This window comes from Denitromonas halophila (genome assembly GCF_007625155.1).
GTDB lineage: Bacteria > Pseudomonadota > Gammaproteobacteria > Burkholderiales > Rhodocyclaceae > Nitrogeniibacter > Nitrogeniibacter halophilus.
Map to the genome: position 1 here is coordinate 1 of NZ_VMNK01000009.1, position 25,624 is coordinate 25,624.

General features: G+C 64.2%; 28 protein-coding genes. 3 read left to right on the forward strand and 25 right to left on the reverse strand.

Annotated elements, in window-relative coordinates; translation table 11 throughout:
* The 4 genes from FHP91_RS10980 to FHP91_RS10995 all read right to left on the reverse strand — a co-directional run.
* A partial coding sequence (locus FHP91_RS10980; protein WP_144309650.1) for a retention module-containing protein occupies positions 1-885 on the reverse strand: 885 nt, incomplete at its 3' end.
* Positions 886-1,018: 133 nt separating this feature from the next.
* The gene (locus tag FHP91_RS10985) at positions 1,019-1,636 is read right to left on the reverse strand and encodes a response regulator transcription factor (RefSeq protein ID WP_144309651.1); all 618 of its coding nucleotides are present in this window, start codon (positions 1,634-1,636) and stop codon (positions 1,019-1,021) included.
* Positions 1,633-3,048, reverse strand: coding sequence for an HlyD family type I secretion periplasmic adaptor subunit (locus FHP91_RS10990; RefSeq protein WP_144309652.1), 1,416 nt, complete (start codon positions 3,046-3,048; stop codon positions 1,633-1,635). The genes FHP91_RS10985 and FHP91_RS10990 overlap by 4 nt, the downstream gene beginning before the upstream one ends.
* The gene (locus tag FHP91_RS10995; protein WP_144309782.1) at positions 3,045-5,186 is read right to left on the reverse strand and encodes a type I secretion system permease/ATPase; all 2,142 of its coding nucleotides are present in this window, start codon (positions 5,184-5,186) and stop codon (positions 3,045-3,047) included. Before FHP91_RS10995 ends, FHP91_RS10990 begins: the two co-directional genes overlap by 4 nt.
* A 312-nt stretch (positions 5,187-5,498) precedes the next feature.
* Here FHP91_RS10995 and rpoH point away from each other — a divergent pair, with 312 nt between their 5' ends.
* On the forward strand, positions 5,499-6,359 hold the full coding sequence (rpoH, locus tag FHP91_RS11000) for an RNA polymerase sigma factor RpoH (RefSeq protein WP_144309653.1): 861 nt from the start codon (positions 5,499-5,501) through the stop codon (positions 6,357-6,359).
* A 56-nt stretch (positions 6,360-6,415) separates the two neighbouring features.
* On the opposite strand, the gene ipdC is transcribed toward rpoH, so the two are convergent.
* The 6 genes from ipdC to FHP91_RS11030 all read right to left on the reverse strand — a co-directional run bounded on the left by ipdC (position 6,416) and on the right by FHP91_RS11030 (position 11,867).
* Positions 6,416-8,044 carry an indolepyruvate/phenylpyruvate decarboxylase gene (gene ipdC / locus FHP91_RS11005; RefSeq protein WP_144309654.1) on the reverse strand — a complete coding sequence of 543 codons (1,629 nt, stop codon included), beginning with the start codon at positions 8,042-8,044 and terminating at the stop codon, positions 6,416-6,418.
* 95 nt (positions 8,045-8,139) lie between these two features.
* Positions 8,140-8,724, reverse strand: coding sequence for an SCO family protein (locus FHP91_RS11010; protein WP_144309655.1), 585 nt, complete (start codon positions 8,722-8,724; stop codon positions 8,140-8,142).
* Positions 8,725-8,734: 10 nt separating this feature from the next.
* On the reverse strand, positions 8,735-9,634 hold the full coding sequence (gene cyoE / locus FHP91_RS11015) for a heme o synthase (protein WP_144309656.1): 900 nt from the start codon (positions 9,632-9,634) through the stop codon (positions 8,735-8,737).
* Complete coding sequence (locus tag FHP91_RS11020) at positions 9,615-10,628, reverse strand: COX15/CtaA family protein (RefSeq protein ID WP_222105175.1); 1,014 nt, start codon at positions 10,626-10,628, stop codon at positions 9,615-9,617. The genes cyoE and FHP91_RS11020 overlap by 20 nt, the downstream gene beginning before the upstream one ends.
* A gap of 2 nt (positions 10,629-10,630) precedes the next feature.
* Positions 10,631-11,185 (reverse strand): hypothetical protein, encoded by a 555-nt coding sequence (locus FHP91_RS11025; protein WP_144309658.1) that lies wholly within the window; start codon positions 11,183-11,185, stop codon positions 10,631-10,633.
* Entirely contained in the window at positions 11,175-11,867 is a 693-nt protein-coding gene (locus FHP91_RS11030) for an SURF1 family protein (RefSeq protein ID WP_246116280.1), read from the reverse strand. The genes FHP91_RS11025 and FHP91_RS11030 overlap by 11 nt, the downstream gene beginning before the upstream one ends.
* Before the next feature lie 69 nt (positions 11,868-11,936).
* On the opposite strand from FHP91_RS11030, the gene FHP91_RS11035 reads away from it, so the two are divergent.
* The gene (locus FHP91_RS11035) at positions 11,937-12,131 is read left to right on the forward strand and encodes a twin transmembrane helix small protein (RefSeq protein ID WP_144309660.1); all 195 of its coding nucleotides are present in this window, start codon (positions 11,937-11,939) and stop codon (positions 12,129-12,131) included.
* Between the two features lie 15 nt (positions 12,132-12,146).
* Here the strand turns inward: FHP91_RS11035 and FHP91_RS11040 are convergent, their stop codons facing one another.
* The 15 genes from FHP91_RS11040 to FHP91_RS11110 form a co-directional block, all read right to left on the reverse strand.
* On the reverse strand, positions 12,147-12,998 hold the full coding sequence (locus FHP91_RS11040; protein WP_144309661.1) for a cytochrome c oxidase subunit 3: 852 nt from the start codon (positions 12,996-12,998) through the stop codon (positions 12,147-12,149).
* Between the two features lie 54 nt (positions 12,999-13,052).
* On the reverse strand, positions 13,053-13,253 hold the full coding sequence (locus tag FHP91_RS11045; RefSeq protein WP_144309662.1) for a DUF2970 domain-containing protein: 201 nt from the start codon (positions 13,251-13,253) through the stop codon (positions 13,053-13,055).
* Positions 13,253-13,807: a cytochrome c oxidase assembly protein gene (locus FHP91_RS11050; RefSeq protein ID WP_144309663.1), complete on the reverse strand. Its 555-nt coding sequence runs from the start codon at positions 13,805-13,807 to the stop codon at positions 13,253-13,255. Before FHP91_RS11050 ends, FHP91_RS11045 begins: the two co-directional genes overlap by 1 nt.
* Positions 13,808-13,916: 109 nt before the next feature.
* Positions 13,917-15,503 (reverse strand): cytochrome c oxidase subunit I, encoded by a 1,587-nt coding sequence (gene ctaD / locus FHP91_RS11055; RefSeq protein WP_144309664.1) that lies wholly within the window; start codon positions 15,501-15,503, stop codon positions 13,917-13,919.
* 20 nt (positions 15,504-15,523) lie between these two features.
* Positions 15,524-16,651, reverse strand: a complete 1,128-nt coding sequence (coxB, locus tag FHP91_RS11060) for a cytochrome c oxidase subunit II (RefSeq protein ID WP_144309665.1) — start codon at positions 16,649-16,651, stop codon at positions 15,524-15,526.
* 323 nt (positions 16,652-16,974) lie between these two features.
* Complete coding sequence (locus tag FHP91_RS11065; RefSeq protein WP_144309666.1) at positions 16,975-17,406, reverse strand: nuclear transport factor 2 family protein; 432 nt, start codon at positions 17,404-17,406, stop codon at positions 16,975-16,977.
* A complete protein-coding gene (locus FHP91_RS11070) occupies positions 17,406-18,188 on the reverse strand; it encodes an SDR family NAD(P)-dependent oxidoreductase (protein WP_144309667.1) in 783 nt (260 codons plus the stop codon). The genes FHP91_RS11065 and FHP91_RS11070 overlap by 1 nt, the downstream gene beginning before the upstream one ends.
* Entirely contained in the window at positions 18,185-18,721 is a 537-nt protein-coding gene (locus tag FHP91_RS11075; RefSeq protein ID WP_144309668.1) for a DUF3833 domain-containing protein, read from the reverse strand. The genes FHP91_RS11070 and FHP91_RS11075 overlap by 4 nt, the downstream gene beginning before the upstream one ends.
* Complete coding sequence (locus FHP91_RS11080; protein WP_246116281.1) at positions 18,718-19,968, reverse strand: MFS transporter; 1,251 nt, start codon at positions 19,966-19,968, stop codon at positions 18,718-18,720. Before FHP91_RS11080 ends, FHP91_RS11075 begins: the two co-directional genes overlap by 4 nt.
* On the reverse strand, positions 19,965-20,462 hold the full coding sequence (locus FHP91_RS11085; protein WP_144309669.1) for a chalcone isomerase family protein: 498 nt from the start codon (positions 20,460-20,462) through the stop codon (positions 19,965-19,967). Before FHP91_RS11085 ends, FHP91_RS11080 begins: the two co-directional genes overlap by 4 nt.
* The gene (locus FHP91_RS11090) at positions 20,459-21,697 is read right to left on the reverse strand and encodes an SAM-dependent methyltransferase (protein WP_144309670.1); all 1,239 of its coding nucleotides are present in this window, start codon (positions 21,695-21,697) and stop codon (positions 20,459-20,461) included. The genes FHP91_RS11085 and FHP91_RS11090 overlap by 4 nt, the downstream gene beginning before the upstream one ends.
* Entirely contained in the window at positions 21,694-22,467 is a 774-nt protein-coding gene (locus FHP91_RS11095; protein ID WP_246116282.1) for a DUF1365 domain-containing protein, read from the reverse strand. Before FHP91_RS11095 ends, FHP91_RS11090 begins: the two co-directional genes overlap by 4 nt.
* Positions 22,467-23,804 carry an NAD(P)/FAD-dependent oxidoreductase gene (locus tag FHP91_RS11100; protein ID WP_144309671.1) on the reverse strand — a complete coding sequence of 446 codons (1,338 nt, stop codon included), beginning with the start codon at positions 23,802-23,804 and terminating at the stop codon, positions 22,467-22,469. Before FHP91_RS11100 ends, FHP91_RS11095 begins: the two co-directional genes overlap by 1 nt.
* Positions 23,805-23,831: 27 nt before the next feature.
* Positions 23,832-24,413, reverse strand: coding sequence for a glutathione peroxidase (locus FHP91_RS11105; RefSeq protein WP_144309672.1), 582 nt, complete (start codon positions 24,411-24,413; stop codon positions 23,832-23,834).
* A gap of 2 nt (positions 24,414-24,415) precedes the next feature.
* Positions 24,416-24,619 (reverse strand): hypothetical protein, encoded by a 204-nt coding sequence (locus FHP91_RS11110; RefSeq protein WP_144309673.1) that lies wholly within the window; start codon positions 24,617-24,619, stop codon positions 24,416-24,418.
* Between the two features lie 83 nt (positions 24,620-24,702).
* Here FHP91_RS11110 and FHP91_RS11115 point away from each other — a divergent pair, with 83 nt between their 5' ends.
* Positions 24,703-25,593: a MerR family transcriptional regulator gene (locus FHP91_RS11115; RefSeq protein ID WP_144309674.1), complete on the forward strand. Its 891-nt coding sequence runs from the start codon at positions 24,703-24,705 to the stop codon at positions 25,591-25,593.
* The last annotated feature ends 31 nt before the right edge of the window (positions 25,594-25,624 follow it).

The following is a 25,624-nucleotide window of genomic DNA, read 5'->3' on the forward strand; positions in this document are numbered from 1 at the left end:
AGCGGTGTCCTCGGCTCCCGGAGGATCGTCGGAGCCGGTCTGGTCGAGGATGGTCGTAGTCACGCTGCTGGTGCCAACCACGAGGTTCTCGTAGCCACCACCCGAGGTGCTGGCGATGCTGGCGGTGAAGGTCTCGCCGCTGTCGGCGTAGGCGTCGTCCAGCGTGCTGACGGTGAAGCTCGCGCTGGTGGCGCCGGCGGCGATGGTCACCGCCTGAGTCACCGGAACGAGGTCGCCATTGTCGGTGGTGACGTGGCCGGTGACGACGTTGACCGTCAGCACCGAGGTCGGTGCTTTGTCGACCGAGACGGTGTAGGTGATTGACTCACCCTCGATCACGCTGGACTCGCCGCTGATCGAGATCACGGCCGAGACACCCGCCGTTTCGACAACGCTGACAGTCTCTTCCCCCGTGCCGCCATCAAACACGAATTCCGGCGCGGTGCGAGCCGTGCCGAATTCGAACTCCAGCGGATCCACGCCTTCGGTGATACGCAGCAGGCGGACAAAGCTGTTGCCTTCGCCACCGGCGCCACCGTTCAGACCGGCAGCCGGGGCGTCGATGGCGTCGTCGATGTCGCCGCCGTCGTTGATGGCCTGGATGACGCGGTCAATCGTCGCGTCGCCGACGGTGGATTCTTGCGGTGTCGGGCGGGTGGTGTCGGAGAGCTCGGCGGTGATGGCGATGGTTTCATTCGGCTGCACTTCAAGCAGCTGGCCGTCGCTGGTGGCCAGTTCGACGCGGCCGCCGTTGCGGGTGATGACCACCTCACCTTCGAAAAGGGCGTCGCCAGCCTTGAGCACGCGCAGTTCGCCGTTTGCGTTGCGGGCATAGGCCTCGCCGATGACTGCCACGACGGTTGCTACGGGTTGATTGATCGCCATTTGAGTTCTCCGCTGGGCCGGCACAGCGCCGACCTACACTGATTCGATAGTGAAAGATTACGGTCGCCGCACGGCGAAGCCTATTGGACCGGTGGACAGGGTGGGCCACGCGCGATGGCGCAGCGGCCGGGGCTCAGGCCGCGTGATCGATATCGACCGGCACATATTTGAGTGCCAGCACGAGCTGGAGCCGGTCGCGCACGCCGAGCTTTTCGAAGGCTGCGCCGAGATGCGCCTTGACGGTGCGCTCGGTGATGTCGAGCCGGCGGGCGGCTTCTTTGTTGGTGGCGCCGCGGGCAACTTCGAGCGCGACGGCGCGCTCACGCGGCGTCAACAGATCAAGCCCGGGGTCGGCCTCGGCGGGGTGTTCGCCGAGCAGACGTTCGCTGGCGGCACCCATGACCCGACTCATCAACTCGGGGCCCAGCCACAAACCACCGTGCGTCACGGCGACGGCCACCTGCTGCAGCATGGCGGGGGTGGCGTGACTGTGGCAGTAGCCACGCGCGCCAAGTGCGATGGCGTGCATGGCGTCTTCCTGCACCGGCTCGGGCGAGAGCACGACAACCGGCACGCCAGACAGGGTCGCGATGGCCGATGACAACTCGGCCGAATTGAGCGGCACGCGAGCCCACCACAGCACGTCGGGACGGCCGCCACCCAGTTCTGTACGCACGACAGCATCCGGAAACGCACTTTGCCAGCGCGCCTGGAGTTGGCCTTTCGAGGAGATGAATAGGTGCTTTGTCATCGTTCCGTCAGCGCATTGGCCTTGGCCCGCAAGACCGGTTTGAGCAAATAGGACAAAATCGTTTTCTTGCCGGTCAGCACGTCAACTTGCGCGACCATGCCAGGAATAATCGGCAGGTTCTGCCCCAAACTTGACTCTGTTGTACGCACTCGCACGATATAAAAGGCATTTCCGCGGTCGTCCATGACCGTATCAGCGCCGATTTGCTCAACCGTGGCCTTGAGTCCGCCATAGATGGAAAAGTCGTAGGCAGTGAATTTGACCTCCGCCGCCTGGCCGGGCCGCAGGAAGGCGATATCCTTGGGATTGATCTTGGCTTCGAGCAGCAGAGCCTCGTCCAGCGGCACCACCTCGGCCACCTCCTTGCCGGGCTGCACCACGCCACCGACGGTGTTGATCAGCAGGCGCTTGACCGTGCCGCGCATGGGTGACTTCACTTCGGCGTGCTTGACGCGGTCGATCAGCGTCAAGCTGCCCTCGGACAAACTATTGAGTTTGGCGCGCGTGTCCGACAACTCGTTGCGCGCCGCATTGCGGTAGGCCAGTTCGACGTCCTGAATATTGCGACTGGCTTCGGCAATGGACGACTGGATGCGTGCGATCTGGGCATTCGCCTGATTGCGCTCGCCGCGCAGTCGCGCCACATCGCGCTCAAGACGCAGCAGCTCGACTTCGGACACGGCACCCGAGGCGAGCAAGGGTTTGGTCACGTCGAGCTCTTGCGACACCAGGTTGAAGGTCTGCGTGGCTTGCGCCAGACGAGCCTGCACCTCGACCAGCTCCTGGCTGCGCTGCGCCATCTGCTGGCGCGCAATCGCCAGTTCGCCATCGAGCTTGGCCTGGCCGGCTTCGTACAAGGCCCGCTCTTGCTCGATCAGCTCCGGCGCGGCCTTGGCCACCTCGGGCGGCGGAATGAAGGCCGCCCCTTCGGACAGCGCCACCAGCCGCGCGGCCTTGGCCACCAGGGCGTAGTACTGCACCCGGTTTTCGCGCAAAGAGGACACAAATCGGGTGGGATCAATGCGCACCAGCGTCTGGCCGATATCGACCACGTCGCCCTCCTTGACCAGAATCTCTTCGACCACGCCGCCGTCGAAGGACTGTAAGACCTGCAACTGGCTGGACGGGATGACACGCCCTTCGCCACGCGTGACTTCGTCGATTTCGGCAAAACCGGCCCACACCAACAGCAGCAGGAATACGACCAGCGAGCCGCGCAACAGCGCCCGCGCGCGCAGCGGCTCCTGCTCCATCACGGCGCGGTCGGCATCGCCGCCCCAATCGACATCGGTTTCGCGCTGCTCGGGTACCATCCGCCCGAACAGCCGGTCGAGCAGTGGCCGGGTACGACTGGCCACGGCATTGGACGCTCGGCCGATGCGCTTGAACTGTTCCGCATTCAGATTACTCATGCGGCCCTCCCGATACGCCCCTGGCGCAAGGCCTCGACCACTTGAGACTTGGGTCCGTCAGCAACGATCTTGCCGCCGTCCACCACGATGATCCGGTCGACCAACTCGAGCAACGAGGTGCGGTGGGTAATGACGATCATCGTCTTGCCCGCCGCGCAGCTACGCAACTGCTGCTTGACGTACTCCTCGCTGGAGTGGTCCATCGAGCCGGTCGGCTCATCCATCAGCAGGATCGGCGGATCGTTGATCAGCGCGCGGGCAATCGCCACGCCCTGACGCTGGCCGCCGGAGAGCGATTCGCCGCGCTCACCCACGAGCATGTCGAAGCCCTTGGGATGGCTATTCACAAACTCCGCGATCCCTGCCTGCTCGCTGGCGCGCACCACGTCGGCGTCGTCGGCGTCGCGCGAGGCGATGGTGAGGTTGTCGCGCAGGCTGCCGTAGAACAGCGTCACATCCTGCGGCACATAGCCCACATGGCGGCGCAGTTCGGCGGGGTCGAGCTGGCGCAGATCGATGTCATCGATCAGCACCGCGCCTTCGGTGGGCCGGTACAGACCGAGAATCAGTTTGTGCAACGTGGTCTTGCCCGAGCCAACCCGCCCGAGAATGGCCACCCGCTCGCCCGGCTCGATGCGCAGCGACACATTGCGCAGCGCCTCGACGTCCTGGCCTGGGTACACAAAATGCACATCCTTGAATTCGATGCGGCCGACGAAATTCTGCCGGCTGACAAAGCTGGAATCCTCCGGCCGCTCGATGGGCCGCGAGAGAATCTCGTCCAGCGAGGTCAACGCCGTCGCCGCGTTGTGATACTGCGTCAGCAAACCGGCCACCTGACCGATCGGTGCCAGTGCGCGCGAAGACAACATCGAGCAGGCGATCAGCCCGCCCATGCTCAGCTCGCCCTTGGAGATCAGATACACGCCGAGCACAATGATCACCACGTTGGTGGTCTGCTGAACCCATAGCGCGCCGTTCATGGTCGAGGCTGACAGCAAGCGCAACTGGGCGCTGGTGCGCGCCAGAAACACCGCGCTCTGCTCCCACTTGCGCTGCATGTACCCCTCGCAACCGAGTGCCTTGACCGACTCCAGCCCGACCAGACTCTCCACCAGCGTGGCGTTGCGCTGCGCGCTGGCGCGATACGTGGTTTCGGACAGCTCGTGCATACGGCTCTGAACCGTCATGGCGTAGAGCAGCACGATCAACACGCCGACAACGATGGGGATGATCATCGGCCAAGCGATCCAGCCGATCACCACCAGAAAGATCAGTGCGAACGGCAGATCCACAAAAGCGCTGACCGTGGCCGAGGTGATGAAATCACGCACCGTCTCGAAGGAGCGCAGATTAGACGCAAACGAGCCGGCCGACACCGGTCGCTGCTCCATCTGCAAGCCGAGCACCCGCTCCATGATATAAGCCGACAATTTGACATCGACCCGGTTGCCTGCCAGATCAATGAAATAGCCGCGCATGGTGCGCATCACCAGATCGGCCACCATCACGATCGACACCCCGATCGCCAGCATCCACAGCGTATCGACGGCGTTGTTCGGCACCACGCGGTCGTACACGTTCATGGTGAACATGGGCAGTGCAATGGCGAACAGATTGATCATCAAGGCCGCGACCAGCACATCGCGATACAGCGGGCGATTGTCGTTGATTGCCCCCCAGAACCAGTGGCGATGACGCACCGTCCCCACGGCCGGCGTGCGCGCATCGAAACGGAAACGCGGCCGGACGAAAATCGCATGGCCGGCGTAGCGCGCCGCCAATTCGCCGATCGGCAGCTCGGCTTCGGCGTCGCCGAGATCGGGGAAGATCACCCGCGCGGTCGAACCATCCTCGCTCCAGCCTAGCAACACGCAGGCCTGCTCATCGGCCAGAATCAACACCACAGGGAAGAGCGCCGCATTCAGCCGTTCAAGCGGCCGACGGGCCAGGTTGGACGTCAGCCCGGCGCGCCGCGCGGCGCGGTCGAACAAGGACGGGGTGAGGCGATGATTAACCAGCGGCAAGCCGGCCGTGGCCGCATCGCGCGTGAGGGTGCGGCCGTGTGCACGCGCAATCACCAGCAAACTTTCAAGCAGAGCGTCGGGCCGGTGAACATCTGCGGCTGGCGCAGCCATCGCTTCAGCAGCGGCGGCGGCCGGTGGCGCCGTATCGACCTGAGAAATGTCGTTGTCAGTCATGTGATCCTGTCGCAGCTCCCGTTCGTCGGGAAAGAAGGCGAGTCTCGCAGGTCAGTAACGGCAACACGCGTGCCGACTTTATGCGAAACGCCAATATTGGCACAGGCTCAGCTCAATTTAGGCGACGTCACCCTGCCGGGCAGCCCAGGACACGCATTTTTTCCTCAAGATCAGGGAACTCACTCCGTTGTTAGCACTCCCAGTACGCGAGTGCTAAAATAGCCGCAACTTTTTGGGAGGACATCGTCGATGACGCACACTTTGTCGCTACCGATCCCGACCTCCGTCGGCAGTATCGACCAGTACATCCAGTTCGCCAACCGCATCCCCTTGCTCACCGAGCAGGAGGAAAAGACCTACGCCCACCGTCTTCACGACGATGGCGATGTCGAGGCGGCCCGCGCCCTGGTGTTGTCACACCTGCGCCTCGTGGTCGCCATTGCCCGCGGCTATCTGGGCTACGGCCTGCCGCACGCCGACCTGATCCAGGAAGGCAATCTCGGCCTCATGAAGGCGGTCAAGCGCTTCGACCCGCGCCGCGGCGTGCGCCTGGTGTCCTTCGCCATTCACTGGATCAAGGCCGAGATCCACGAATACATCCTGAAGAACGCGCGCTTGGTCAAGGTGGCCACCACCAAGGCCCAGCGCAAGCTCTTCTTCAACCTGCGCAGCCTGAAGAAAGATCGCAACGCGCTGAGCCCGGACGATGTCTCGGCGGTTGCCGCGCAGCTAGGTGTCAAGCCCGAAGAAGTCGTCGAGATGGAAACCCGTCTCGGCGGGCAGGACGTGCCCCTCGACGGCGGCCGCGACGACGATGACGAGCACTTCGCCCCCATCGCCTACCTGCGCGACCCCGCTGCCGAACCGAGCGAATTGCTGGCCAACGCCGAACAGGCACAGCTGCAGAGCGACGGCCTGGTCAATGCCATGGCCGCACTGGACGAGCGCAGCCGCCACATCATCTCGGCCCGCTGGCTGACCGGCGACGACGGCAAGGCCGCCACACTGCACGAGCTGGCCGACGAGTACGGCGTCTCCGCCGAGCGGATTCGCCAGATCGAAGCCAAGGCGCTCAAGCAGATGCGCGGCGAGCTGGCCGCATTGGCCTGATTGCGACCCGTCGCAGACAAAAAAGGGCGACCCGCAGGTCGCCCTTTTTCTTTCGCTCAGCGCGCGCCGGGCGCTGACAGTCGTTTAACACCTTCAACAAAACGCTTGAGCGTCGGCGACAACTCACCGCGCGGAATGCTCACATCAATCAACTGGAAGCGACCACGCGTGGCCACGGCATGCTCGAGCGCCGCGGCCAGTTCAGCGCGCGTCTCAACCCGCAGACCATCGCCGCCCAGCCCCTTGGCCATCCCGGCAAAATCCCAATGGCTCAGGTCATTGAAGGACGACTCCGGCTGGAAGGTGCGCAGCATCTCCCACGAACGGTTGTTAAACACCAGCACAATCGGGTCCCAGCCAAAGCGGCTGCAATTGCCGAGTTCCCAGCCGGTCATCTGAAACGCGCCATCGCCGACCAGAATCAAGGGTCGCTCGCCGGTCGCCGCCTGTAACCCCAGCCCCGCCGGCACGCCGAAGCCCATGGTCGCGTAGTAGCCCGGCGCGACCAGCGCCTGGTGCGCGATATCCATGGCGGTGAACATGCAGTCGCCCATGTCGGCGGCGATCGGCATCACGCCGTGGCGTGCCATCAAGTCATTGATACCGCGTGCGATGTCACCGGGCACGATGGGCGCATCGTCGGCGACCATCCCGTGTGGATAGCTTGGCGGCGGCAGGGTCGGCACCTGGCGTGCTGAGGGCGCACGTTCGAGCAGCCGACGCACCACCCGGCCAAGCGGCAGATGCGTGTAGGTGTGATAGCCGAGCGTGACTTCGCTGTCGCACGCCACGATCGCCTTGCGCAAATCAATCTGTCGCGCCGACACGCCAAAGTTGGTATCCGACACCAGCACGCCGAGCATCAGCAGCGCATCCGAGTCCTCGACCATGGCGGTCACCGACTCGGCACCCGCGACGCCCAGATACGTGCCGGCCAGCGGTGCATCGTGCCCCGCCAGCAGACCACGCCCCAGAATGCTGGTCACCACCGGAATGCCCAGCTGGCGCGCCAAGGCGGCCACCTGCGCCTCCAGATCGAAGCGTCGGACCTCGACACCGGCCATCAACACCGGCCGCTCGGCCGCCGCGAGACGCGCAAGGATTTCGTCCGCACAGGCATCGAGCGCAGCATCATCAACCACTGGCTCGCCCAGCGCCACGACCGGCTCGCAGGGCTCGGCCACCATGTCGCGCGGCAACTCGATATACACCGGGCGCGACTCACGCAGGCAGCTCGCCAGCACCCGGGCAATCTCGGCCGGCGCAGTGCGCGCGTCAGTCAGGCGCGCCTGGTCACAGGTGATTTCCTGATAGATGGCGAACTGCGAATCCAGGGTTTTGGCCTGGTGATGCAGCAGCAGGCCGGCGCTCGACTCACCTTTGCCCGGCGCGCCTGAGATGACCACCACGGGCGACTTCTCGGCATAGGCGCCGGCCACCGGATTGACCATGTTGAGCGCACCAGCGCCATAGGTCACGGCAGCCACCGACAGCGTACTGCGAATGCGCGCCGAGGCATCGGCGGCGAAACCGACGCCGGGCTCATGACTCAGGGTGTAGAGCGGGAGGATGCCGGAGCTTTCGATTTCCCGGAAAAACGGGAGGGCGAAATCGCCGGGAATACCGAACACTTCGCGCGCACCGTGTGCCTTGAGCGCCGACAGCAGAACTTGGGACAGATTCATGACGAATCTCCGGGACAGGAAAGCGCCCAGACTACCGATTCGCTCGATCCAGTTATTGCGTAATGCGGCCTGCGTTTGGCAGATTCTGCCTCGCGTCAGGTCTCGGAGAACAAGGCCTGGATGTCCTCGGCAATATCCTGCGCCGACGTGCCGTGCTTGACGTAGAGCCGCAGCCGACCCTGGGTGTCGAACACATAGGTGCCGGCCGAGTGGTCGATGGTGTAGTTCGGCCCCTCGGTGTCACCGCTCTTGCGGTAGAAGACCTTGAAATCCTTGGCCACGGCCTCGGTGGTCGCCATGTCGCCAAACAGCCCGAGGAAACGCGTATCGAAGGCCGGCACATATTGCGACAGCAACTCCTGCGTATCGCGCTCGGGGTCGACCGTCATGAACAACACCTGGGTGCGCGCGGCATTGGGGCCGAGCAGGCGCATGACTTCGGTCATGGTCAGCAAATTGGTCGGGCACACGTCCGGGCATTGGGTAAAGCCAAAGAACAGCGTCACCACCTTGCCCTTGAAATCGGTGAGCGTACGCGGCGCGCCGGTGTGGTCGGTGAGCGAGAAGCCTTTGCCGTAGTCGGCGCCGGTGATGTCGGTGTTCTTGAAACTCTTGGGCGGCTCAGCAGGACTGCAGGCGGTCAGCGCAAGCGCGGCGACCACCAGGAAGATTCGAAGCATCGTGGCCTCATCAATAGGGCAAGTAGTGATCCACCAGCAAGGCGGCAAACAACGATGATAGGTACACGATGGAGAAGCGGAAAGTCTGTTGCGACAATTTGTCGCTGTAATCCACATACAAACGCCATGCGTAACGCAGGAAGGCCAGGCCCAGCACCACCGCCGCCGCCAGATAGGCCGCACCGCTCATGCGCGTGGCAAACGGCAGCAAAGTGACGGCGAACAGGATAATGGTGTAGAGCAGCACCGACAGCCGGGTGTAACGCGAGCCGTGCGTGACCGGCAGCATGGGCAGGCCGGCGCGGGCGTAATCGGCGCTGCGGTACAAGGCCAGCGCCCAGAAGTGCGGTGGCGTCCAGGCAAAGATGATGAGAAACAGCAGTAGGGCATCACTGCCCACTTCGCCGGTCACGGCCGCCCAGCCTAGCACCGGCGGCATGGCACCGGACGCGCCGCCGATCACGATGTTCTGCGGTGTGCGCGGCTTGAGAAACACGGTGTAGACCACGGCATAGCCCACAAAGGTGGCCAGCGTCAGCCACATGGTGAGCGGGTTCACCGCGTTGTAGAGCAGCAGCAGACCCGCGCCGCCGAGCACCAGCGAAAACGCCAGCGTCTCGGCCGAGGACAACTCACCGCGCGGTAGAGGGCGCGCCCGGGTACGCGCCATGCGCGCATCGATCTGTTGCTCGATCAGGCAGTTCATCGCCGCCGCCGCGCCGGCGACACACGCGATACCGAGCGTGGCGAACAGCACGATCTGCGCCGAGGGCAGCCCCTCCGGCACCGCGAGGAACATGCCGATCATGGCGCAGAAGACGATCAACGTATTGACCCGCGGCTTGGTCAGCACATAGAAGTGCCGCAGACGGCGCAAGGCGTCAGCGCTATCAAGCGTAAGCGTTTTCATGTTTTTTACTCCCTGCAACGCCCCATGCCCGCCCGGGCATCAGCCGTGTATTGATCACTACCATCACCAAGAGCAGCAGCGCCGCACCGGCGTTATGTGCCACCGCCAAGGGCAGCGGCAGACTCATCAGCACGTTGGCAATACCGAGGCCGACCTGGCCTGCCAGAACCAGCGCCAACAGCGCTGCCATGCGGCCAAACCCCTGCTTCGTCAAACCCACCATCAACCCGAGCAAGCCCACCGTCACCACGAGGGCCCCCATGCGGTGCGCCCAATGAATGGCGGTCAGCGCCTCATGTGAGAGCAGATCGCCGGTCGCGGTCATGCCCAGTTCGCGCACCACATGAAAGGCATTGGCCGTGTCCATGGCCGGCCACCAGCTGCCGTGGCAGGTCGGGAAATCGGTACACGCCAGCGCGGCATAGTTGGTACTGGTCCAACCGCCGAGCAGAATCTGGACGAGCACCAGCAACAAACCGACACGCGCTAAACGCACCAGAGCCGGCGAGGCAAAGCGTCGCCTCAGCCCACCCGCGCGGATCGCCAGTAGCGCCAACAGCGACAAGGTTGCCAGCCCGCCCAAGAGGTGCCCCGTCACGATGGCTGGCTTGAGCAGGAGCGTGACCGTCCATTTGCCAAGCAAGCCCTGAAAGACCACCACGCCGACGAGCAACACCGCAATGCCGGGCCGTACGTCCGGGTCGCGCCGCTGCCGCCAGGCCAGTGCGGCAATCACCAGAATGATGAAGCCGAGCGTGGCTGCCAGATAGCGGTGGATCATTTCCTTCCACGCCTTGGGCAGCGACACCGGCCCGCCCGGCGCGGCAGACTCGGCCTCGGCGATGTGCTCGGCTGCGTGTGCAGGCGTCACCTGCCCATAACACCCCGGCCAGTCGGGGCAGCCGAGGCCGGCATCCGACAGCCGCACATAGGCGCCAAACACCACCACCGCAAGGGTGAGTGACAGCGCAAGGAAGACCAGCCGGCGATACATGCTCAGCCGACCTGCGAGTATTTGAGGAGCCGCGCGAGGTCCTTGACCATGCCTTTCGGGTCCAGTTCGGTGGGATAGCGCATCATCACGTTGCCGCGCGGATCGGCGAGCCAGACCTGCGCGACGGTGGTGCCATCGAGTTGATCAAGCCATTGGCGGTCGGCCCGCGCGACGACCAGCTCGGGATGCTCGGCCAGTAGCGACGCGTCGGGCGCGCCGTCATCAGACAGCAGCCATACCCGTGCGACGCGAGGAGATTCCTTGGCCTGTGCGGTGCGCACCTGGCGCGTGAAATACAAGGCCTGCCGGCAGCTTTCGTCGCACGCAGCGGGCGAGACGACGACATAGGTCCAGAAACCTTTAATGTCCTCGCGCGCGAACTGACCGCCGTCGGCAGTAGCAAGCGCGCCATCGGGCAGCAAGGTCGGCGTCACCAGGGCGCCGTAGTTGCTGCGCCCGCTCGGTTGCCAGACGTAGAACGCAAAATACGATGCCGCCACCGGCAACACACACACCACCATCAGGGCCACCAGCGTGAGCCGGGCTTTACGAGTCATTTGAGCCACTGCCATGACGCCTCCAGCGCCGCCATCCAAACCATCCACACAAGCCAGCGGACAAGGCCGCCAGACCAAACCATTGCACCGCGTAGCCGCGATGACGATCCACCCCAAGATCGGGGCGGGGCCAGTCGCGGATGAGGCCGTCAGTCGAGGGGTCGGTTTGCTCAAGCACCTCGTTAATGACCGCCAGTTTCGACCAGGCGCGATACGCCGCCAGGTCCACATACTGCCAACGCGCGCCCTCGCCCGGTGCATCCGCCAGGGTGTAGGGCTTGGCCTCGGGCAAGCGGACTCGCCCGTTGATCGTCACCTCACCCGCCGGCGTAGTCACGACCGGCAAGGCGCTGCGATCCAGCCCAATGCCCGTCCAGCCTCGCTTGACCAGCACCACCGTGCCATCGGCCATCTGCAAGGGCGTGAGCACGTGATAACCCGGCTGACCATACTGCACCCGGTTGTCGAGGTAGATCGTTGCTTCACTCCGCCACTGCCCCGTCAGCCGCAGCACTTGCCACTCGGTCAGATTCGCTGCCGCGGTGGTCGAGGGCGCGGTCGCCGCGGCTTCGATGCGCGCGCCCAGCGCCAGCTTCTCTTCCGCCCGGTCGGTTTGCCACAGCCCGAGCTTGATCGTCAGCACACAGACCAGCCCCCCCACCACGTAGGGCACAACGCCCATCAACCGCATGCTCACCCCTGCGACGGAGCCGCTGGGCTAAACTGGAATAACACCTCCGTGGAGCCTCGCATGCGCATCGTCGTCGTTCTCTTTCTGATCGCCATTCTGGTCAGCCTGGGCTCCGCCCTGTTGTTCATGCTGCGTGACGATGGCAAGGGGCCGCGGGTCATCCGTGCGCTGACGCTGCGGGTTGGGCTGTCGATCGGCTTGTTTCTGTTGCTGATGGCGGGCTTTGCGACCGGCATCATTCCCGGCCGCCTGTAACACGCACTCCGGCCATCACAGCCAATAGACCACCACGAACAACACCAGCCACACCACATCGACAAAGTGCCAATACCAGGCCGCCGCTTCAAAGGCGAAGTGATTGTCTTTGGTGAAGTGGCCCGCCATCACGCGGAACAGCATCACCAGCAACATGATCGCGCCAATCGTCACATGCAGGCCGTGGAAGCCGGTCATCATGTAAAAGGTCGAGCCGTAGATGCCTGAGGTCATCTTCAGGTTCATCTCGCCGTAGGCGTGCATGTATTCATAAATCTGAAAGCCCATGAACAAGGCGCCGAGCAGCACAGTGAGCAGCAAGCCGAGTTTGAGCTGCGTCCGGTTGTCTTTCATCATGCCCCAGTGGGCCCAGGTCAGCGTGGCCCCCGAGGTCAGCAGAATCAGGGTGTTCAGCGCAGGAATGCCCCAGGCGCCCATCGGCGAGAACGCCTCTTCGGCGCGCGGACCCGCCGTCGGCCACACGGCCTCGAAACCCTGCCACAGCACGCTCACGCTCTCTTCGCTGCCGAGCGACGGCACCGCAATGACGCGTACGTAAAACAGCACGCCAAAAAAAGCGAAGAAGAACATCACCTCGGAGAAGATGAACCAGCCCATGCTCCAGCGGAAGGAGGCGTCGACGTTCTTGCCGTACTGCCCGCTTTCGGATTCGCGAATCACCTGGCCGAACCAGCCGAACAGCATGTAGATCAGCGTCGCCAGACCGACGAAAAACACCAGCGGCCCCGGCCCGGTATGGTTCAGCCACATCACCGAACCGGCACCGATGCATAGCAGGGCAAAGGAACCGAAGATGGGAAACTTCGACGGCTCTGGTACGAAGTACTTCTCGAAAGTCGGACTCATGTTGAAGTCTCCGGTCAGTTAATTCTGGGGTCGCGCATGCGCGCAACCCTCAACTCATGCGCCCACGACGAAGTGTACGAAGGCTACGATAGTCAGCACGAACACCAGACCGGCCAGCAGGCCGGCAACGATGACCGCCTTGGGGTTCAGCGAGGTGGCGTCATCGTTGTAATGACGCCGCTTGCGAATCCCCACAAAAGACCACAGCACTGCACGCAGGGTCGCCCAGAAGCTGGCGCGTGGCGTGTCGGCCATCAGCTGCGCCCGCCCGGCGCCGTTTTCTGCGCCTGCGTGCCCTCAACCTCGAAGAAGGTGTAGGACAAGGTGATCGTATTCACATCATTCGGCAGCTTGGGGTCGACCACAAACAGCACCGGCATGACCCGCGTCTCGCCTGCGGCCAGGGTCTGCTTCTCGAAACAGAAGCAGTTGAGCTTCTTGAAGTAGTCCCCCGCCAGCTGCGGCCCATAGCTCGGCACCGCCTGTCCGGTGATTGGCACGTCGCGCGTGTTGGTCACCTCGTAGGTAATCTCGACCAACTGCCCCGGGTGAACATCGACCGTGTTCTGCGTCGGGCGGAAACGCCAGGCCAGATCATGCGTATTGGCATCCAGCTCGATGGTCAGCTGGCGCGTCGGATCGACCTGCGTGTTCTCCACCACATCGGGCTGCAGGATATTGCGCAAGCCGGTGACCTGGCAGATGGCCTCGTAAAACGGCACCAGGGCAAAGCCGAAACCGAACATGGCCACCGCCGCAATACCGAGGCGCACCAGCAGACGACGGTTGTCTTTCGCCTGCGCGTTCATTGGCCCAGCCAGCCGATCTTGACCACGATGGCGAAGAAGAACACCAACGCCATCAGCAGCAACAACAGTGCGGAGCGGGTGTTCTTCCCTTTGGTCATGGCAGCAGCGATCACTTGACGACCGGCGGGATCTCGAAGGTGTGGTGCGGCGCCGGCGACGGCACTGTCCACTCGAGGCCCTGCGCATCTTCCCACGGACTGGCCGCGGCTTTCTTGCCATCACCGCGCACACACTTGACCACGGCGACGATGAAGATCAGCTGCGACAGGCCGAAGCCGAAGGCCCCGATACTGGCCAGCGCGTTGAAGTCAGCGAACTGCAGCGCGTAGTCAGGAATCCGGCGCGGCATGCCGGCCAGGCCCAGGAAGTGCATCGGGAAGAAAGTGATGTTGAAGAAGATGATCGAGCACCAGAAGTGCAGCTTGCCGATGAACTCGGAGTACATGACCCCGGTCCATTTCGGCAGCCAGTAGTAGGCACCGGCAAACAGGGCAAACAAGGAGCCGGCCACCAACACATAGTGGAAGTGCGCCACCACGTAATAGGTGTCCTGCACCTGGATGTCGATCGGCGCAATCGCGCAGATCAGGCCGGTAAAGCCGCCCATGGTGAACACAAAGATGAAGCCGGTCGCCCACAGCATGGGCGTCTCGAAGGTCATCGAGCCACGCCACATGGTGGCCACCCAGTTGAACACCTTCACCCCGGTAGGCACCGCGATCAACATGGTCGCATACATGAAGAACAACTGAGTCGCCGCCGGCATACCGGTGGTGAACATGTGGTGCGCCCACACCACGAAGGACAGGATGGCGATCGAGGCCGTGGCATACACCATCGAGGCATAACCAAACAGCGGCTTGCGGGCAAAGGTCGGGATGATCTCGCTGACAATGCCGAAGGCCGGCAGAATCATGATGTACACCTCGGGGTGCCCGAAGAACCAGAACACGTGCTGATACAACACCGGGTCACCGCCGCCGGCCGCATTGAAGAAGCTGGTGCCGAAATGACGGTCGGTGAGAATCATGGTCACCGCACCGGCAAGCACCGGCATCACCGCAATCAGCAAATAGGCCGTGATCAACCACGTCCAGCAGAACAGCGGCATCTTCATCATCGTCATGCCGGGGGCGCGCATATTGAGCACGGTCACCACGATATTGATGGCGCCCATGATCGAGCTGATACCCATGATGTGCACCGCAAAGATCGTCAGATCCATGCCCATGCCCATCTGCACCGACAGCGGCGCATACAGCGTCCAGCCCGCGGCGGTGGCGCCGCCCGGCACAAAGAAGGAGCCGATCAGCAAGATCGCTGCCACCGGCAGCAGCCAGAAGCTCCAGTTGTTCATGCGCGCGAAGGCCATGTCGGAGGCGCCGATCATCAGCGGCAGCATCCAGTTTGCAAAGCCCACAAAGGCCGGCATGATCGCGCCGAACACCATCACCAGGCCGTGCATGGTGGTGAGCTGATTGAAGAACTCGGGCTGCACGATCTGCATGCCCGGCTGGAACAGTTCGGCCCGGATCGTCAGCGCCATCACACCCCCCGAGAGGAACATGATGAAACTGAAAATCAGGTACATCGTGCCGATGTCCTTGTGATTCGTCGTGGTGATCCAGCGCATCAGACCGGTCGGGCCGTGATGGTGATGATCGTCGTGCACTTGATCGGGGGTGACAGCAGACATGCAGCCTCCTCTACCTGAACTCAGTTAAGCGCGGCCGTGATTTCGGCCGGCTGGATGGCTTCGCCCGTCTGGTTACTCCAGGCATTGCGGGTATAGGTAATGACGGCGGCGAGGTCCGTGGCCGACAACTGCTTGCCGAACGCGGCCATGGCCGTACCATCACGGCCTTGCATCACCACCTTGATCTGCTCAGCCTTGTCGCCCTGCACAATCGGCGAACCATCGAGCGGCGGGAAGGCCGGCGGCATGCCTTTGCCATCGGCCTGATGGCATGCGGCACAGTTGGCGGCAAACACCTGCTCGCCCTTGGCAACCAGCTCCTGCAAGGCCCATTCCTTGTTCGGATCTTCCTTTGTGGCAGCCAGCTTGCCTTGCTGATCCGCAACCCAGGCGCTGTATTTATCCGCAGAAAGCACATGCACTTCGATCGGCATGAAGCCATGGTCCTTGCCGCACAGTTCGGCACAGTTGCCACGGTAGACGCCTTCCTTGTCGGCACGAAACCAGGTGTCGCGGATGAAGCCAGGAATCGCGTCTTGCTTGACACCAAGCGCCGGCACCCACCAAGCGTGGATCACATCATTGGCGGTCAGCAAAATACGCACCTTCTTGCCCACTGGCACCACCACCGGATTGTCCACCTCCAGCAGATAGTGTTCGCCCTTGGCGGCCCGCCCCTGAATCTGGTCCTGCGGGGTCGACATGTTCGAGACGAACTGGATGCCCTCGCCTTCGCCCTTGATGTAGTTGTAACCCCACTTCCACTGATAGCCGGTGGCCTTGATGGTGATGTCGGGGTTTGAGGTGTCCTTCATGGAGATCACCGTCTTGGTCGCCGGCCAGGCCATGCCAAGCAGGATCAGCACCGGGATCACGGTCCACGCGATTTCCACCATGGTGTTCTCGTGGAAATGCGCCGCCACGGCCCCTTTGGACTTGCGGTGGTGAAACACCGACCAGAACATGACACCGAACACCGCCACGAAGATCACCAGACAGATGATCATCATCAGGGTGTGCATGTCGTAAATTTCGGTGGCCACGGAGGTCACCGGCGTCTGTAGATTGACGCTGGACTGTTCCGCCCACGCCCCGGCTGCGGGCACGGCGGACAGTGCGGTTACTGCGAAACGAGCCAACACGCTCATGTGCAACCCCCATCCAAGTCTATGTGGGGCGCAAAAAACTAGCGTTCCCGGTCAGCCAAAACGGCGCCGTCAAATCTCTGCGGGGCTCAGGCCATCCGGAACCCGCCTTGCGCCGGTTGCGGTCTCTCTCCCCCGAAATCCGCTGTGTGATTTGTTTTGCGCGGAATCGGTCTCTGCGCGGCATAGTGCCACATGCGTTTTAAACGTCGCAAGGAGATTTTTGATATGGATCAACGTGCTGCAGTGCACTATGAGCTAGTGCGCCGCAACACGCCCGCACTTCAGGCGCCGCAGGCTTGCGCCGCCACGTCGCGAGCCGCCGCTTATTCCATCGTCGTTTGCGGGGCGGCCAGGCGTCGCCGGAGCCATCGCATCAGCGCGCCCATCAGCGGAAATTCTTCGTACACCCCGCGGGCGGCATCCCAGAAGTCCCGGTGCTCGGTGACGCGCCCTGACGCATCGAAGCGCAGATGGCTGGCGCCGATGATCTCGACGTCCCGGCCCGCAAGGCGACAATGCAGCGCCCAGATCAGCATGGCCTGGTCGCCCCGCTCGAACCGCTCGGTCACCACAAAGCGCGGCGTGCCGAGTTGCTCGAACATGTGGCTGAAGATGCTTTTGATCGCGTCGATGCCGTGCACATCATTGAACGGATCAACAAAATGCGCATCCTCGGCATAGAACGCCGCGAAGCCGTCGACCTCCGTCGGCGTCAGCGTTTCGTAGAAGCGCACCAGCGAATCGAGCGTCGCCATCACCGCCCTCCCCCGCCGGTCAGCCGGCGCACCAGCGCAAAGTAGAGCCCGTAAGGCAGCAAGCGCAAGAGCTTGAGCACCCGCGAAAAGCGCTTCGGAAAATGAATATCGAACTCGCCCCGACGCAAGCCCTCGACCACCGCCTCGGCCGCCGTCGGCGGATCGATCAGTGCCGGCATGGGGAAATCATTGCCGGCGGTCAGCCGCGTCGCCACAAAACCGGGGTTGATCACATGCACACCGATGCCGCGCGGCCGCAGTTCCAGAAACAAGCTCTCCGCAAAGTTGATCAGCCCCGCCTTGGTCGCGCCATACACACAGGCGCGCGGCAGCCCGGAATAGCCCGCCACACTCGACACCACCGCCACATGGCCCAGCCCCCGCGCCAGCATGCCCGGCAGCACGGCCGCCACACCCGCCATGGTGGCTGACAGATTGACCGCCACGGTCATGTGAATCACCTCGGCACTCAGCTCAGTTGCGGGTGTCGGTTGATAGGCGCCCGCCAGAAAGATCACCACGTCGCAGCTGCCCCAACGGTCCATCAGCGTCGCCCATGCATCGGCCACCGCCCCTTCCGCCGTGATATCCAGCGGCAATACCTCGGCACCACCGACCGCCTCCGCCACCGTCTCGAGCACCGCCGCCCGGCGCCCACTCAAGGCCAGCCGCGCGCCCCGCGCCGACAAGGCGTGCGCCAGCGCCTCGCCAATCCCAGTGGACGCCCCCACCAGCCAGACCCGCTGGCCGCGCCAGTCCCGAATCGGGGGGTTGAGACTCATTTGCCCGCGTCGCGCTTGGTAAAGCTCAGCGTGACCTCGCCCAGATGAATGCCAAATTTGCGCATTGATGAGCGATTGAGCATCACGCGCTCATCAATCAGAATCATCCAGTCGTCGAAATCCACCTCATACACCTTGCCGTCCACCGGCAGGGCCAGCACATAGCGCCAGCGCAGCGCATTGCCACGCGCCTGCCCCTCGGCCGTGCCGACCACGTCGCCGGCGGTGCCGGTGTAGCGACCATCGCCCTCGGCGCGGATCGTCCACACCCGTCGCTGGGTCGTGCCGTCGGCGTAGGTAAAACGCTCGTCCAGCGTCCCGACCGGCCCCTCCCAGGACGCGTCGATCACCACATGGAAGCGCTTGATCACCTCACCACTGCGGTCTTGAAACATGCCCCACGCATCGAGCGTTCCGTTGAAGTAGGACTCCAGTGTCAAGCGCGGCGTCTCTGCGGCGTAGCGCGACACATCGGTGCCCGCACAGCCGCTCAGGCCGATCGCGCCCACTAGTGCGCATATCCATTTTTTCATCGCAACTCTCCCATGTGATTGCGCCAGCGCCACAGCAACAGCGCGGCGATCAGCTTGAGCACCACAGGCACGCCGGCATACACCACGGCCAGTGCGCGCAGCGCCGCCTCGTCCTGCCCGCCGGGCACATAGCCCAGCAGTGCAAGCAACGGCAGAGCGAGGCCGGCGGCCAGCGCCAGGTTGGCCTTGGTCACGAAGTTCCACCACCCGAAACACGCCCCGTCGCCAGCGTTCACCTCCGCTAACTGGTCGGCCAGAATGGCCGGCGGCAGGGTCAGGTCCGCGCCAAGCGCCAGGCCCGATGCCATGCAGATCACCAGAAACGCCGTACCGTCGCCGGCCGACAAGCCGGCGGCCCACGCAAAGGCGACGATGCTGACCAACATGCCCAGCAGCCAGGCGCGCACCTTACCCACCCGGCGCGCCACCGCCACCCACAGCGGCAAACTCGCCGCACCGGCGACAAAATAGGCGGCCAGAAACAGGCCCGCCCGGTCGCCCTGACCGATCACGTCATCCACAAAAAACAGCACGGTGGTCGCCGGCACGGCGGCCGCGATACCGCCCACGGCAAACACCGCGAGCAGACGCCGAAACGCGGGCCGGCCAAACACCGCGGCGAGCATGGCAAACGCCGGGGCATGGCTGGCACCGTGCGCCGAATCCCGCCCCACACGACCGAGCGTCAGCCACGCCGCCAGCATCAGCACGGGCACAAAGACCAGCGCCAAAGCCGCCAGCCCCTCGGCCGAGTCAGTCGCCAACAACCCAGGCAAGGTCGCGGCCAGCACCACGCCCACCAGCCCAAAACCCTCGCGCGATGCAACCACCCGGGTCCGATCCAGCGATGTCGGCGCCAAGCGCGCGCCCCAGGCCTGATAGTTGATATTGGCCACGGAGTAGCCAGCGTAGGCCACCGTGAGTGCCATGATCAGCCACAGCGCGCCGGCAGACTCGGGCGGGCGCAGCAAGGCCAGCACGCCCAGGCCCAGCGGTATCAGACCCCACGCGATCAGCGCCCTGCGCCCCCGCGCGCGGTCGCTGAACTGACCGATCAATGGGTCGGCGACGGCATCCAGAATGCGCGCACCGAGCAACACACCGCCCACCAGCGCCAGCGGCATGCCGAGCGAATCGGCATACAGCTTGGGCACGTGCACATAGATCGGTAACGCGGCGAACGCGAGTGGCAAGCCGAGCACACCATAGGCCAGCACCTCTCGGCGCGGCAGCACGGCGGTGGTCACGGTCGCGCCTCACCGAGCAACTGTGCGCGCAGCGCCGGCTCCCGCGTCCGCGGATCGAGCCAGATACCAAAGAAGGCCTCGCCGAACGCGACCTCGTCGATGCGGCCCACCGGTCGTCCCTGATGAAAAAACTGCACGCCCTTACCCGCCTCGCGCAAGGCCACCAGCACCTCGCCTTCGCGCACGTCGGGAAAAATCGACACCAGCGCCGGGCGCCAACGCTCGGCATCATCAACCCCAAGTCGCGCCATTTCTTCAAAGGTGGTGTCGATCAGCGCCGTGGCGGGGATGTCCCGCGCGTATCGAATCGCCAAGGCCTCGCCGGGCGTGCCGCGCCACAAGGTGGCGTCGTAGACCCGCAGCACGAACCAATCGAGGCTGCCACTGCCGACACGCTGCCATGCCCCTCGGTCCAAGGCGCCGGGCAAGGGCACTTCGGCCCGTGCGACTGCGCTCCAGGCCAGCATCAGTGCGATCAGCAGCAGGCGTTTCATTGGGTGCGCTCCGGCTCAGCATGCGCCAGGCAAAAGTGATGCACACCGAGGTCGCCAGCAGCAAAACCCGCCTCGCAGTAGGCCAGGTAGAACTGCCACATGCGCACGAAGCGCTCGTCGAAGCCCTGCACCCGTACCGCTGATTGCTGGCTGTTGAATGCCACCGCCCAGCGCTGCAGGGTGCGGGCGTAGTCGAGCCCGAAGTCGAAGCGATCCACCGTGTCGAGCCCCGCGCGACCGGCGTCGGCCGACACCCGCGTCGGCGTGGGCAACATGCCGCCCGGAAAGATGTAGCGCTGAATGAAGTCGGTGCCGCGGCGGTAGCCGTCGAACAAGGCTTCATTGATGGTGATGGCCTGAATCACCACCCGCCCGCCCGGCGCGAGACAGTTTTTGAGCTGGGCGTAGTAAGTCGGCCAAAAGGCCTCACCGACCGCTTCGATCATCTCGATCGACACGATATGGTCGTAGGTGCCTTGCACATCGCGGTAGTCGCGTAGCTCGAAGTGCACCCGATCCGCCCAGCCGCCGGCGTCGGCGCGTGCCTGCGCCAGATCGCGCTGGCGCGGCGACAGCGTGATGCCGTGCACCTCGCAGCCATAATCGCGCGCGGCGATCTCGGCAAAACCGCCCCAGCCGCAACCCACTTCGAGAATGCGCTGCCCCGGCTGCGCGCCGAGCTGGTCCAGAATACGGCGATACTTGCGGGTCTGCGCGTCGAGCAGTGGCTCGTCGGCATCCGCGAACACGGCCGCCGAGTAGGTCATCGACGGGTCGAGCCACAGGCGATAGAAATCGTTGCCCAGATCATAGTGGGCGGCGATATTGCGGCGCGCCCCCCGCCGCGTGTTTTTGCGTGCCAGATGCATCAAGCGATGCAGCAGCAGCGACCAACCGCTGCCGCGGACCGCGCGCCCCAGCGATTCGCGGTTGGCCGCAAGCAGGCCGAGCAGCGCGCTCAGGTTGTCGCAATGCCACTGCCCGTCCATCCAGCTCTCGCCCAGGCCGATGTCGCCGCTGGCGATGACCTGGTCGAACATCGCCATATCGGTCACCGTCCAGCTCGCCACCACCTCGCCCTCGCCCAGCCGCAACGGCGACGCACCGGGCAGTTGCAGCGCAATCGCCCCGCCACGCAGGCCCTCTAGCAGACGCAGAACGGCACGCACCCGCCGCGGCAGGCGCGCCTCGCGACCGGTCAGACGAATTTCCAGGGATTGTTCGTGGGTATTCATGAGCGGATCCTCTCGAGCGGGGGTTCGGGTTTGCGGAAAAACGGCACGCGCTTGCGCCACAACTTCAGCGCCTGCACATGGATGCGCCACATGACGCCGAAGGTCATGAACGGGAAGCGCATCGCCCAGCCGGCCAGCACCCGGCCGCCCAGCGGCGCGAGCTGCCCGCTCAGGCGGGTCGACAGCTGCGGCTGGCCGTTTTCGACATAGTCGATGCGCACATCACTGCGCTCGGCCGACAGATTGAAGCGGAAGCGATACACGCCGGAGACCGGAAAAAAAGGCGACACATGGAAGACCTTGTCCACGGTGAATACATCGGTCGACACGATCGGACGGTGGTCCGGGTGGGCGACCACATAGGTGTGACACTCGCCAAAGGTGTTGTTCACCTCCGCCAGCACGGCCCGCAGGCCACCGGTTGCGTCATGGCAAAACCAGAAACTGACCGGGTTGAACACATAGCCGAGCAGGCGCGGAAAGGTCTGCAGAATGACTTCACCATCGACCACCGCGTCCAGCCCCTTGTCGCGCAGCATCCTGGCCAGCCACACCGCCGGATCGCCGCCGTCACGCGCACCATGATCGGCCCGGCGCAGGCTGAAGACATTCGCCCGGTCGACGCCCAGCAGCGGCACGCGCAGCGAGCCCCACGCCGACAGCGGCACCCGCAGGAAGGCGATGGGATAGACAAAGCGATGCGTAACCGGCGTGTGACGCACATGCACCACGGAGCCGGTCCCGACGCTGGCGGTCAGCGGCATGCCCATCAGGCGCTCAGTGCCACGGGAGCGTCGGCGGACGCACCCCACGGGATCTCGGCGCCGAGACGGCGCGCGACGTCCATGGCCGAACGCAAGCCGTCTTCATGAAAACCGTAGCCCTGCCATGCGCCGGCAAACCAGATGCGGTGCTGCCCCTGCACCGCCGGCAACCAGCCCTGCGCCTCGATGGCGAGCTGGTCGAACACCGGATGCGCGTACTCGATGCGCTTGATCACGTGCTCATCGCGCGGGGCACGGTACGGGTTGAGCGACACCACCACCGGCCGGGCAAACGGCAGCGGCTGGAGCTTGTTGATGAGGTAGGACACCGACACCGGCGCGTCGCCATCGCTCGGCACCGCCCCGGCCATGTAATTCCACGCCGACCACAGCGCCTCGCGACGTGGCAACAGCGCACGGTCGGTATGCAGCCACGCCACGTTGGGCTGGTAGCGCACCGCGCCCAGCACCGACTCTTCCGCCCGCGTCACCTGCCGCCCGAGCATTTCCAGCGCCTGATCGCTATGGCAGGCGAGCACGACACCGTCGAAATCCTCGACACCCAGCGGGGTATGCACCCGCGCACCCCGCGTCGAGCGGACCACCCGCCCAACCGGTGAGGCCAGCCGCACATCGTCAAGATCCGCCACCATGCGAGCCACATAGCGCTTGGCGCCGCCGGCGACCGTCAGCCATTGGGGGCGATTCTGTATCTGCAGCAAGCCATGATTGAGGCAGAAGCGCACAAAGGTGCTCACCGGATAGGCGAGCATGGTGCGCGTCGGGCACGACCAGATGGCCGCCGCCATCGGCAACAGATACCAGTCGCGAAAGGCTTGCCCGTAGCCGTGCGTATCGAGGTAATGCCCCAACGAATCAGACGAGGTCTCGGCCGACACCGCCATCGCACTCGCCTCGCGGTTGAAGCGAACGATGTCGGCCACCATCCGCCAGAACGCCGGCCGCACCGCATTGCGCGGCTGGCCGAAAAGCGTCGCCAGCGAGGTGCCCGACCACTCCATGTCCGGGTCCGAAAGACTCACCGAAAACGACATCTCCGAGGCCACCGACGCCACCCCCAGCTGCGCGAACAGCGCGCACAGGTTCGGATAGGTGCGCTGGTTGAACACAAGAAAGCCGGTATCCACCGCAGCCACCTGGCCGTCGAGCTCGATGTCGACCGTATTCGTATGTCCGCCCATATAGTCGGCCGCTTCGAAGAGCGTCACCCGATGCGTCTTGCGCAACAGCCAGGCCGTCGCCAGGCCGGAGATTCCACCGCCGATCACGGCGATCTTCTGGCCCGGCGGCGGCGTAAAGCGATGCTGTTCAGTCATGTCCATGGTCGACTCCTGAAAATTGACGGCCGCTCAGGGCTGGCGGTCGGAAAGCAGTTTCTCGATATGCGCCACCAGCGCCGGATCGTCCGGCGGCACATCGCTGGCGAAGCTGCGCACCTCGGTGCCGCTGCGGTCGATCACATACTTGTGAAAGTTCCAGCGCGGCGCCTCTCCGGTCTGCGCGGCGAGTTGTCGATAGAAGGGATGCGCCTGCGCACCACGCACCGACGATTTCGCGTGCAGCGGAAACGTCGCGCCGTAGGTCGTCTGGCAGAAATCGGCGATCTGTTTGCCCGAGCCCGGCTCCTGGCCGCCAAAGTCATTTGACGGGAAGCCCACGACCACCAGACCGCGCTCGCGATACTGCGCATGCAAGCGCTCCAGCCCGTCGTACTGAGGGGTAAACGCGCACCGGCTGGCCGTATTGACCACCAGCACGACCTGCCCGGCGAACTGACACAAGCGCTCGGGCTGCGTATCCATCAGCGGGGTGAAGTCGTGGTCGAGCAGTGCGGGGCAGGTTTTCTGCGCCCACACCGGCGAGGTCAAGGCCCATAGCGCAAAGGCAGTCACCGCCGGGGAAGCGGCCGAGCTGATCGCGAAGCGGCGCATGATCACCACCCCCGATGCAGCACGATCAGGTGCTCGAGCGGCGTCGTCGATGAGGCCTGTTTGTCCAGGACAGTATTTGAGCCCGTTTCCGCCCCGGCAGCGGCCGGAGAGGCCTCGACACGAAGCCCGGAGACCAGCAGAACCGCAGCAAATCCGACGCTCAAGGCGGCGACCCCGCTGACACTGAACACGCTTTTCTTATTCATGAATCTGTCCTAGACAAAATTGAATCACACCCCTAAGATAGAGCTAGCCGAAAGAAACGTCAACACTTTGTCCAGGACAAACAATGAGCGCACTCCCCATCGCCGCCGTCGAACGCGACACCGGAATCCCCAAAGACACCTTGCGTGTCTGGGAGCGTCGCTACGCCTTCCCGCAACCCGTGCGAGACGACAAGGGCGAACGCCTCTACCCGGCCGAGCAGGTCGAAAAACTGCGTCTGTTGAGGCGCCTGCTCGACCAGGGCCACCGCCCCGGCAGCATCGTCGCGGCCCCCACCGAGGCGCTCGCCGCACTACTCGAACCCGCCGGCGAGCGCGGTCGAGAACCCGCGGACCCCGGCATTGCCGCGCTGATCGACCTGGTGCGCCTGCACCGCAGCGCGGAGCTTCGCGCCACACTCCAGCAACACCTGGTCAAACTCGGCCTGCAGCGCTTTGTGAGCGAACTTGTCGCGCCCTTGAGCCGGGCCATCGGTGAGGCGTGGTTGCACGGCGAGATTGGCGTTGCCGAGGAACACCTGTTTACCGAGCACGTCCAGAACCTGCTCCGCAGCAGCATCAGCAGCCTGGGCACGGGCAGCCGCTCACCGCGCATCCTGATGACCACCCTGCCCGGCGAGGAGCACATTCTCGGCCTGCTCATGGTCGAGGCCATGCTCGCGCCCGAGGGGGTGCAATGCATCTCGCTGGGGGCGCAAACGCCGTTGGCCGACATCGCACAGGCGGCCCGCGACGGCCAGTTCGACGTCGTCGCCGTGTCTTTCAGCGCCGCGTTTCCGGCACGCCAGGCCTTTCGCGGCATTGAGCAGCTTCGCGATGCACTCCCCGCCAGCATCGCGCTGTGGGCAGGCGGCGCGGCGCTGCATGGCAAACGCAAGCGCATCGACAAGGTGCAGCAGATTGCGCAGCTCGACGACTTGCCCGACGCGCTCGCCGAATGGCGCAAGGCGAACTGATCAGCACGGCTGCGGTATCCTGCGCCTTTGC